Source organism: Bradyrhizobium sp. MI1.7 (assembly GCF_055811795.1).
The window spans coordinates 4,410-14,241 of the sequence record NZ_JBVVPO010000046.1 but is presented as its reverse complement, the minus strand read 5'-3'; the positions used below and the strand labels follow the sequence as shown (position 1 = coordinate 14,241).

The window sequence follows — 9,832 nt, the reverse complement described above, 5'->3', positions numbered from 1 at the left end:
GTGACAGTCTCTCCGAGTGGAACAGTGCCCGAGTGGAGAGATCACCCCACCCCGTCGCTTCGCGCCGACCCGCCAGGGGAGGGTGAAGCGGAGATTAATCAAACAAACTCGGCGTGTGGTTCACCAGCGCGCCTTCGATCTCGAGCATCTTCAGCTTCGTCACCACGCCGCCATTGGCCGAGAAGCCGCCGGGCTTGTTGCCGGCGGCCAGCACGCGATGGCAGGGCACGACGATCGGGCACGGGTTGCGGCCGAGCGCCTGACCGACATCGCGCGACAGCTGGACGCCGCCGAGCTGCTTGGCGATGTCGCCATAGGTGATGGTCTTGCCGGGCGGGATGGCGCGGGCGATCTCGTAGACGCCGCGGTTGAAGTCGGGCACGCCGTCGAGATCGAGCGGGATGTCGGTGAGATCGTCCGGCTCGCCCGCGAGCAATTTTGTGATGCGGTCGATCGCCTCTCGCACCTCGGCGGTCGGCTCGGCCTCGGTGGCGTCGGCATGGCGCTGGCTGATGCGGGTGCGGATCTTCTCCTCGCCGCCCATGGGCAGTTGCGTGCCGTTGATACCACGCGGGCCCCAGGCGATGGCACAGAGGCCGATCCTGGTGTCGAACAGGGCAAAATGCTGGTCGGTCATGGCTTGGTTCCTGGCTTGCGCCCTCGTCGCATGCCCCCATTGTGATCCATGCCTAAATCTAGGCTTGGAAATAGTTGCGATCCACCCGGTTTCCGGGAATCTTGCACAGGAGTTCCTGCCCCCTCCCGCGAGCCCCGAATGCAAAGCCTCCACGTCAACGGATACGACATGCCCTATCTCGACGTGGGCGAAGACAGGAGCCGGCCGCCGCTGGTCTGTGTACATGGCTCGCTCAATGACTTCCGCGTCTGGGGCTGCGTGCTCGGACCGCTGACGCAGCGGCATCGGGTGATCGCCGTCAGCTTGCGGCACTTCTTCCCGGACCGCTGGGATGGCGTCGGCGACACCTATTCGATCGCCCAGCATGTCCAGGACGTCATCGCCTTCATCGAGAAGCTCGACGTCGGCCCGGTCGATCTGATGGGCCATTCCCGCGGCGGGCACATCTGCTTCCGCGTGGCACAGGCGCGCCCCGACCTGTTGCGGCGGCTGATCCTGGCCGAACCCGGCGGCGAGCTCGATGCGAGCCTCGATCCCGATTACGTCGGCGGCCCCTCGCCGCTGTTGGCGCGGTTCACGGCCTCGGCCGAGAAGATCGCGGCCGGCGATGTCGACGGCGGCCTTGCCGTCTTCGTGGACACGCTGGAGGGCGCCGGCACCTGGCCGCGGCTGCCGGCGATGGTGAAGCAGAATCTGCGCGACAACGCCTATACCCTGATCGGGCAGGTCCGCGACAACCGTCCGCCCTTCTCGAAGGCGGATGCGGAATCGATCAGGATGCCGACGCTGTTCATCCTGGGTGCGCGGACCAAAGGCCTGCTGCCAAAGGTGCTGCATGCGCTGGCCGCGCACGTACCCTATTCCAAGACGGCGATCATCCCGAACGCGACCCATCCGATGTTCGAGCAGGCGCCGCAAAAATACTCCGAACTGGTTCTGGATTTCCTGGCGAGCTGATCATGCAGAGCTTTCGCGTCAACGGTTACGACATGGCCTATCTCGAAGTCGGGGACGGCCCGCCGCTGGTCTGCGTCCATGGCACGCTAGGTGATTTCCGCACCTGGTATTCAGTGCTCGGCCCACTGTCGAAGTCCCATCGCGTGATCTCGGTCAGCCTGCGGCATTTCTTTCCCGAGCATTGGGACGCCATCGGCGACGATTACAAGATGGCGCAGCACGTCGCGGACACGATCGCCTTCATCGAGCAGGTCAAACCCGGGCCGGTCGACCTGATGGGGCATTCGCGCGGCGGCCACATCGCGTTTCGCGTCGCGCAAGCGCGGCCTGACCTGCTGCGCAAGCTGGTGCTGGCCGAGCCGGGCGGCGATCTCGACGCCAGCCTGTCGGTGCCCGAAGGCACGCCCGCGCATCCGCCGCTCGCTGCGAAGACGATACGCTCGGTCGAGATGATCCGCGCCGGCGATCTCGACGGCGCGCTGCAGAATTTCTACGAGGGCATCGAAGGCGACGGCTCGTGGCGGCGCGTGCCGGCGGCGGCGAAGCAACAGCTGCGCGACAACACGCTCACCTTCCTCGGCCAGATCAACGAGCAGCGCCGGCCCTACACGCTCGCTGATGCGCAGGCGATCAGGACGCCGACGCTGCTGATCGGCGGCGGTGCAACCACCGGCAGCCTCTCGGTGATGTGGCGCGTGCTGGCCGAGCACATCGCGGGCAGCAAGACCGCGGTGATCCCCAATGCCGGCCACTGGATGTTCGAGCAGGCGCCGCTTGAGTTCGGCGAGGTGGTGAACAGGTTTTTGGCGGAGTAGCTTTCTTTTTTCCTTCTCCCCTCTTGTCCGCCGAAGCCTTCAGGCGAAGGCGGATGTGGGAGAGATCACATCTGCAAATGAGTCTGCGGAGAAATACCCCTCACCCAAGTGAGTTCGTGTCTCCCAGCGGCGCTGCCCTCTCCCGCAAGGGGAGAGGGCACAGAAACTCACACCTTCCAAACGCCGACCGGCATCTTGATCGTCGCATTCAGCCGGTTCCAGACGTTGATGGTCGCGATCGAGAGGATCAGGGTTGCGAGCTCGCGCTCGTCAAAATGCTTGGAGGCCTCGTTCCAGATCGCATCCGGCACCGGGTCCTCGCGATCGGCAAGGCGCGTGACGGCTTCGGTCAGCGCCAGCGCGGCGCGTTCGGCGTCGCTGAAATAGGGCGCATCGCGCCAGGCCGAGACGGCGAACAGGCGCTCGTCGGTTTCACCCAGCTTGCGGGCGATCTTCGGATGCATGTCGACGCAGACGCTGCAGCCGTTGATCTGGCTGGCGCGCAGGTGCACCAGTTCCAGGAGCTTTTCCGGCAGCCCCTGCTTGGTCAAATTGCCGAGGGATTGAAGGTGGTTCATGGCTTCAGGCAGGACCATGACGGGGTGGTTCATGCGCGCGTGCATCATCTTGCGTCTCCGTTAGAGAATTTGGACGGTTCCGGTCACATCGGCCGGATTGGCTTCGTCATGGGCATGACGGATTGCGATGAGGGAATGTGACCGATGACCCAGAAAAACTTCGAAGAAAATTTTCTCAGCCGCCAATTCGAGGCCAGCAGGGACCATCTGCGCGCGGTCGCCTACCGGATGCTGGGTTCCAGTGCCGAGGTCGACGATGCCGTGCAGGAGGCCTGGCTGCGGGTCAGCCGCTACGACACGTCCGATGTCGCGAACCTGCGCGGCTGGCTGACCACCGTGGTCGCGCGCATCTGCCTCGACATGCTGCGCGCGCGCAAATCGCGCCGCGAGGACCCGATGGGCCCGCACGTGCCCGAGCCGGTCGACGAGACGCGGGAGCGCGAGGCGGAGATGTCCGATTCCGTCGGCGCGGCCCTCCTCGTCGTGCTCGAGACATTGCAGCCGGCAGAGCGGCTCGCCTTCGTGCTGCACGACATGTTCGCAGTCCCGTTCGAGGAGATCGCGCCGATCGTGGGACGCTCGGTCGACGCCTCGCGGCAGTTGGCGAGCCGCGCGCGACGGCGCGTCCAGGGGGCGCCGGTGCCCGAGGCGGACATCTCGCACCAGCGCGCGATCGTCGATGCCTTCCTCAGGGCTTCGCGCGAGGGCAATTTCGAGGGCCTGCTGGCCCTGCTCGATCCCGACGTCGTGTTCCGTGCCGACCAGGCTGCGGTGCGGCTCGGCACGCTGCCGGAGATCCGCGGCGCGGATGCGGTCGCACAGCTCTACAAGGGCCGTGCGCAGGCTGCACGGACGGCGCTGGTCGATGGCGAGATCGGCGTCGCCGTCATCTTCGGCGGACGTCTGCGCATCGCGCTGCGCGTGACGTTCAACGGCGACCGGATCGCGGGGATCGAGGCGGTGGCCGATGCGGACCAGATCGCGACGATGGAGGTGGAGGTGCTGGAGCGCTAGCGGGACGTGGCATCCGGACGGCCCGGATGTTACGCTGAAGTCCAATCGCGCGGTGCCAGCGCTCAAGACGCGAAAGGACGATTTCCATGACAGCCCGCTTCATTCCCCTGCTCGCCTTGTCCCTGCTCGGCCTCGCCGCCGGCAGCACCACCGCGCTTGCGGCCGCCGACGAAAAGCTGAAGGCCGCGGCCGAGCAGGAGAAGGCGCCGCTGATCGAGACCCTGCACGACATGGTGATGATCGAAAGCGGCAGCGGCGATGCCGAGGGCCTGAAGAAGATGGCCGAATTCACCGAAGCGCGCCTGAAGGCGCTGGGCGCCACCATCGAGCGGCGCAAGACCACCGCGGGTACGGGCGCCGACATGGTGATCGCCACCTTCCAGGGCACCGGGTCGCGAAAGCTGATGTTGATCGCGCATATGGACACGGTCTATCAGCGCGGCATTCTCGCAAGCGAGCCGTACCGTGTCGACGGTAACCGCATCTACGGCCCCGGCATCGCCGACGACAAGGGCGGCATCGCCGTGGTCCTGCATGCGCTCAAGATCCTGAAGGACGCCGGCTGGCAGGACTACGCCAGGCTCACCGTGTCCTTCAATCCGGATGAAGAGGTCGGCTCGATCGGGTCGGGCGAGATCATCGCCGAGTTCGCCGACCAGCACGACGTCGTGCTCTCCTGCGAACCCACGGTCGCCGCGCCGATCGCCAAGAATGACGGGCTGCTGCTGGGCGCGAGCGGCACTGCCACGGCGAAAATGGAGGTGAAGGGCCGCGCCTCGCATGCCGGCGCCGCGCCCGATCTCGGCCGTAACGCGCTGATCGAGCTCGCGCACCAATTGCAGCAGACAAAGGACGTCGCCAAGTCGATCCCGGGCACGCAGCTCAACTGGACCACGGCGCAGGCCGGCACGGTGCGCAACCAGATTCCGGAAAAGGCCGAGGCCGGCGCCGATATCCGCCTGACCATCCCCGATGGCATCGCCAAATTGCAGGCGGCGCTCGACGCGAAGGTGAAGGACAAGTTCGTGCCCGACACCGAAACCACGGTGACGATCATTGCGGGCCGCCCGCCCTTCGTCGCCAGCGATCGCGGCCGCGCGCTCGCGCAGGAGGGGCAGGCGATCTATGCCGAGATCGACCGCAAGCTCGACATCGCCGAGATGACCGGCGGCGCCACCGATGCCGGTTATGCCAACCGCAGCGGCAAGGCGGTCGTGGTCGAGAGCTTTGGCCTCGCCGGCTTCGGCTATCACGCCCGGGACGAGTTCATCGACACCAACTCGATCGTGCCGCGGCTCTATCTGGTGAGCCGGATACTGATCGAGCAGGGCAAGAAGAAGTAGGCGCCGGGGCCGGCCAAGCCATTTCGGCGAAAACAACCCCATGCACAGTAGACGGCCCTAGCGATATCAATGGCTTAGCGAGGCCAAAACGGCGGCTTGAGGACCGCCTTGACGCCCTCCCCCTCCTGCGATACCTTCGAATACGGAATTCCGTATTCCCTTTTGTGTCTCGGAGCTGCCGGCGTGATCCCTCTCGACCCGCTCCCGAACCTGATCGACCAGGTCTATGCGCGGATCCTGGAGGCGATCTCCGACCGCACGCTTCAACCCGGCCAGCGCATCCGGCAGAACGAACTCGCCGACAAGCTCGGCGTGTCGCGCCAGCCGGTGTCGCATGCGCTGCATCTGCTGCACCGGCAGGGTCTCGTCGCCGAGAGCGGCCGTCGCGGTTTTGAAGTCACCCAGCTCGACCCCTCGCGCATCCGCCAGCTCTACGAGGTGCGAGGCGCCATCGACGCGCTGGCCGCGCGGCTCGCCGCTCAGCGCGCCGCAAGCGACGCGGCGGGACGCGCGCGGTTGGACGCAGCCCTCGCCGCCGGACGCCGCATCGACCGCAAGACTTCGCTCGCCGAGCTGATCGTGCTCGACGTCGATTTTCACCGCGCGATCTATCAGCTCGCGGGCAATCCCGTGATCGAGGAGACGATCGCGCCGCAATGGCCGCATATGCGCCGCTCGATGGCGACGGTGCTCTCCGAGCTCGATTATCGCGGCAGCGCGTGGGCCGAGCATGCGACGATTGCCGGACACATTCTCGCAGGCGATGCGAAAGCCGCCGAGCGCGCAGCGCTGGCCCATGCGCAGACGGCGGGACGGATGACCGAGGAGAAATTGAGGGCGACGGACGAGGCGGCGGCGTAGCGACTATCGCGCCCCCCGTCATGCCCGGGCTTGTCCCGGGCATCCACGTTCTTCTCGCGAACGTGGAGCAAAGACGTGGATGGCCGGGTCAAGCCCGGCCATGACGAGAGAAAACAACAAATCAAAACAGGAGGACGACCCATGAAACTGTCTCAGGAGCAATTGGAGTTCTTCCACCACGAGGGCTGGCTGTTCCTCCCCGAATTGTTCAGCCAGGAGGAAGTCGACTTCCTCGCGCGCGAGGCGATCGGCATCTATGACGCGAATCGGCCCGAGGTCTGGCGCGAGAAGAGCGGCGCGCCGCGCACGGCGTTTGCCGCGCATCTCTACAACGAGGCATTCCGCATCTTGGGTGCGCATCCGCGCATGATCGACCCGGTCGAGCAATTGTTCGGCGAGCCGGTCTACATGCACCAGTTCAAGATCAACGCGAAATCGGCCTTCACCGGCGACGTCTGGCAGTGGCACCAGGATTACGGCACTTGGAAGCGCGACGACGGCATGCCGGAGCCGCGCGCGATGAACATCGCGATCTTCCTCGACGAGGTGATGCCGATCAACGGCCCCCTGATGCTGGTGCCGCAGAGCCAGAATGCCGGCGATCTCCAGGCCTCGCATGACCTTGCGACGACCTCCTATCCACTGTGGACGCTCGACGAAGAGACCGTGACGCGCCTCGTCAAGCAGGGCGGCATCGTCGCGCCCACAGGCAAGCCGGGCGGCATGCTGATGTTCCACGGCAATCTCGTGCATGGCTCGGCCGGCAACATCACGCCCTACCCGCGCAAGATCGTGTACCTGACGCTGAACGCGGTCTCGAACTACATCCGCACCCCGACGCGGCCTGAGTACATCGCGCATCGCGATTTTGCGCCGATCAAGACGGTGGACGATGATGCGCTGGTGCGGCTCGCACGTGCGCCGCGACAGGCGGCGGAGTAAGTTCTCACTGTCATTCCGGGGCGCGCCTTCTTGGGCGCGAGCCCGGAATCCATACTCCCGATCGTGGTTATGGATTCCGGGCTCGACGCTGCGCGTCGCCCCGGAATGACGAGCTTTGATTGTTGCGCTCAGGACATCCCCCATGAACCTCTTCCGCCTCCTCCAGGCCCGCGCGTCCGCTGGCAAGCCTGTCCGTGTCGCGCTGATCGGTGCCGGCAAGTTCGGCTCGATGTTTCTGGCGCAGGTGCCGCACACGCCGGGGCTGGAGGTGCCCATCATCGTCGATATCGATCGCGACCGTGCGCGCGAAGCCTGCCGCACCGTGGGCTGGAGCGCCGAGCGGATCGCGGCCACCGTCTTCACCGATGATGGCGCACGCGCCATTGCGGGCGGCGCGATGGATGTCGTCGTTGAAGCGACCGGCAATCCGGCCGTCGGCATCAAGCACGCGCGCGCTGCGATCGCGGCGGGCAAGCATATCGTGATGGTCAATGTCGAGGCCGACGTGCTGGCGGGCCCGCTGCTCGCCGAGGAAGCACGGAAGGCGGGCGTGGTCTATTCGCTCGCTTATGGCGACCAGCCGGCGCTGACCGCCGAGATGGTCGACTGGGTGCGCGCCACCGGTTTTCGCGTGGTCGCAGCCGGCAAAGGGACAAAATATCTGCCAGCCTATCACGACGTGACACCTGACGGCGTCTGGCAGCACTATGGTCTCACCGCGGGCGAGGCACAGTCGGCCGGCATGAATCCGCAGATGTTCAACTCCTTCCTCGACGGCACCAAATCCGCGATCGAGATGGCCGCGATCGCCAATGCCTGCGGGCTCGACGTGCCCGCGAGCGGCTTGCTGTTTCCGCCCTGCGGCGTCGACGATTTGCCACACGTCATGCGTCCCAGCGACAAGGGCGGCGTGTTGGAACGGTCGGGCGTGGTGGAGGTGGTGTCGTCACTCGAGCGCGACGGCCGGCCGGTGTTTCGCGATTTGCGGTGGGGCGTCTATGTCGTGCTGGAGGCGCCGAACGACTATGCCGCCGACTGCTTCAGGCAATACGGCCTGAAGACCGACGGCAGCGGACGCTTCGCGGCGATGTACAAGCCGTACCATCTGATCGGGCTCGAGCTGAACATCTCGATCCTGTCGGCGGCGCTGCGGGGCGAGCCGACCGGCCAGCCCTATGGCTTCCGCGGCGACGTTGCCGCCGTGGCCAAGCGCAATCTGCGCGCCGGCGAGATGCTGGACGGCGAAGGCGGCTACACCGTGTGGGGCAAGCTGGTGCCGGCGGCCGCGAGCCTGAAGGCAGGCGCCCTGCCGATCGGTCTCGCACATCGCCTGAAGCTGAAGCACGACGTCGCCCATGGCGAGATCGTGCGCTGGAGCGACGTCGAGTTCGACGCTAACAACGAGACGATCAAGACGCGAAAGGTAATGGAGACGGCATTCGCGAAATAGCGGCTAGAACTGCCCCGGTTGAGCGGGTGGACTGGGCCAATCCGATCGCAAATTGTTCGGATTATTCCTTGCGAACAAGTCCTGCCTTATAACGCCGCTCGGGCCCGCATCAATTGATGGTGGCATTCCGCGAACATCACGGGTTGGCGCGACTATGACGCCGGTCCGAACGCCACAATTGGCGGGATAGCCAACGTGTCGGCAGTAAGTTGCAGCACTCGCGCCTGCATTGCTTCCAATTGAGAAGCCAATAATTAGCGACGCTGACAAGGCAATTGATCGCTTCATTCTTGCCTCCTGTAGCTGATCCACGGGAGAGAATTATAGATGAAGTGTAGCTATGCCAAAGCGGTGAATGTTGAACCGTGAGTTCGGCTTCTCGATCAAAAGCCGGCATCGGCCGCAGCCCGCGCCATGTCCAACCATATGCGGACTCATGATCGCAGCAGGTTGCGTCCTCTTCGACCACGATGACCTTGGCTTCGGCCTCCTCGAAATTCTTGCGCTGGTCACAGCGATTGATAGCCCCGAGAAGCCAATGGCCGGGCCGAGCAGTGTCAGGATGGTCGCGAAGGATGACACCGGGATGCTCGTTCTGTTCGTGCTCGCCCAACGTGTCACGTCGATTTGATGTTTTGCGCGCAAAAAAAACGGGTACTGACACACGTGGCATCTTGCACCACGGTCCAACCGTAAGGAGCAATCCATGATAAATCTGAAAATTCTTGGTGCGGTCGTTGTTGTGGCATCTGCCCTGTCCAGCTCTGCTGTACAGGCGCAGTGGTACAACTCCAATCCGGACGCATGCCAAGCTGAATTCGCCAGCTGCACGGGTCTTGGAACGGGGACCACCCCCGACTATCGGGTTCGGCCATCAACTCGGCGAACGGCATATCGCCAGCCGGCAGCGGCGGACGCGACTGTCGGCAACTGGGGCAATTCCTACGCCATGTCGCCCGGCATGTCGTACGGCGAGATGGGCTGGCAGGGCAGCTGGAGTACGTATGCTGCCCGTAACGGCATCGTCTGCCGGCCCGGCACCTATTTCAAGGGTAGCGACGGCCTCCAGCATCTCTGCCAGTAGGTCATCTGCTCTGACGTTAAACAGCTCAGGCGGCCCCAAAGGGGGCGCCGGGTTAGTGGCGGGGTTGTGGGTCACGGCCAGAATTATAATACAAAAAGCGCGGGGGGGTGAACACAGGGTGTTAGAACCCCCCCCCAAGCCCGATAGAGGG

Annotated in this window: 11 protein-coding genes; 9 read left to right on the top strand and 2 right to left on the bottom strand. The window is 64.9% G+C overall.

Going from position 1 to position 9,832, the window contains the following annotated elements; genetic code table 11:
• Window positions 1-94: 94 nt before the first annotated feature.
• Window positions 95-637: a methylated-DNA--[protein]-cysteine S-methyltransferase gene (locus tag AC0L3X_RS31960; RefSeq protein WP_063985757.1), complete on the bottom strand. Its 543-nt coding sequence runs from the start codon at window positions 635-637 to the stop codon at window positions 95-97.
• 138 nt (window positions 638-775) lie between these two features.
• Between AC0L3X_RS31960 and AC0L3X_RS31955 the strand changes: the two genes are divergently transcribed.
• Together AC0L3X_RS31955 and AC0L3X_RS31950 are read left to right on the top strand one after the other, a co-directional pair.
• On the top strand, window positions 776-1,594 hold the full coding sequence (locus AC0L3X_RS31955) for an alpha/beta fold hydrolase (protein WP_063985758.1): 819 nt from the start codon (window positions 776-778) through the stop codon (window positions 1,592-1,594).
• A gap of 2 nt (window positions 1,595-1,596) precedes the next feature.
• Window positions 1,597-2,409 (top strand): alpha/beta fold hydrolase, encoded by an 813-nt coding sequence (locus AC0L3X_RS31950; RefSeq protein WP_063985759.1) that lies wholly within the window; start codon window positions 1,597-1,599, stop codon window positions 2,407-2,409.
• A gap of 167 nt (window positions 2,410-2,576) precedes the next feature.
• Here the strand turns inward: AC0L3X_RS31950 and AC0L3X_RS31945 are convergent, their stop codons facing one another.
• Window positions 2,577-3,032 (bottom strand): carboxymuconolactone decarboxylase family protein, encoded by a 456-nt coding sequence (locus tag AC0L3X_RS31945; RefSeq protein WP_063986725.1) that lies wholly within the window; start codon window positions 3,030-3,032, stop codon window positions 2,577-2,579.
• A gap of 99 nt (window positions 3,033-3,131) precedes the next feature.
• On the opposite strand from AC0L3X_RS31945, the gene AC0L3X_RS31940 reads away from it, so the two are divergent.
• From AC0L3X_RS31940 to AC0L3X_RS31910, 7 genes are all read left to right on the top strand, one after another.
• Window positions 3,132-4,001 (top strand): sigma-70 family RNA polymerase sigma factor, encoded by an 870-nt coding sequence (locus AC0L3X_RS31940; protein ID WP_354098030.1) that lies wholly within the window; start codon window positions 3,132-3,134, stop codon window positions 3,999-4,001.
• Between the two features lie 86 nt (window positions 4,002-4,087).
• Window positions 4,088-5,344 carry a M20/M25/M40 family metallo-hydrolase gene (locus tag AC0L3X_RS31935; RefSeq protein WP_063985761.1) on the top strand — a complete coding sequence of 419 codons (1,257 nt, stop codon included), beginning with the start codon at window positions 4,088-4,090 and terminating at the stop codon, window positions 5,342-5,344.
• A gap of 183 nt (window positions 5,345-5,527) precedes the next feature.
• On the top strand, window positions 5,528-6,205 hold the full coding sequence (locus AC0L3X_RS31930; protein ID WP_063985762.1) for a GntR family transcriptional regulator: 678 nt from the start codon (window positions 5,528-5,530) through the stop codon (window positions 6,203-6,205).
• A 141-nt stretch (window positions 6,206-6,346) separates the two neighbouring features.
• Window positions 6,347-7,147, top strand: coding sequence for a phytanoyl-CoA dioxygenase family protein (locus tag AC0L3X_RS31925; RefSeq protein WP_063985763.1), 801 nt, complete (start codon window positions 6,347-6,349; stop codon window positions 7,145-7,147).
• Between the two features lie 142 nt (window positions 7,148-7,289).
• Window positions 7,290-8,597, top strand: coding sequence for an NAD(P)H-dependent oxidoreductase (locus tag AC0L3X_RS31920; protein ID WP_063985764.1), 1,308 nt, complete (start codon window positions 7,290-7,292; stop codon window positions 8,595-8,597).
• Between the two features lie 355 nt (window positions 8,598-8,952).
• On the top strand, window positions 8,953-9,228 hold the full coding sequence (locus AC0L3X_RS31915) for a hypothetical protein (RefSeq protein WP_283017750.1): 276 nt from the start codon (window positions 8,953-8,955) through the stop codon (window positions 9,226-9,228).
• 75 nt (window positions 9,229-9,303) lie between these two features.
• Window positions 9,304-9,681 carry a hypothetical protein gene (locus AC0L3X_RS31910; RefSeq protein WP_063985765.1) on the top strand — a complete coding sequence of 126 codons (378 nt, stop codon included), beginning with the start codon at window positions 9,304-9,306 and terminating at the stop codon, window positions 9,679-9,681.
• Window positions 9,682-9,832 lie beyond the last annotated feature (151 nt).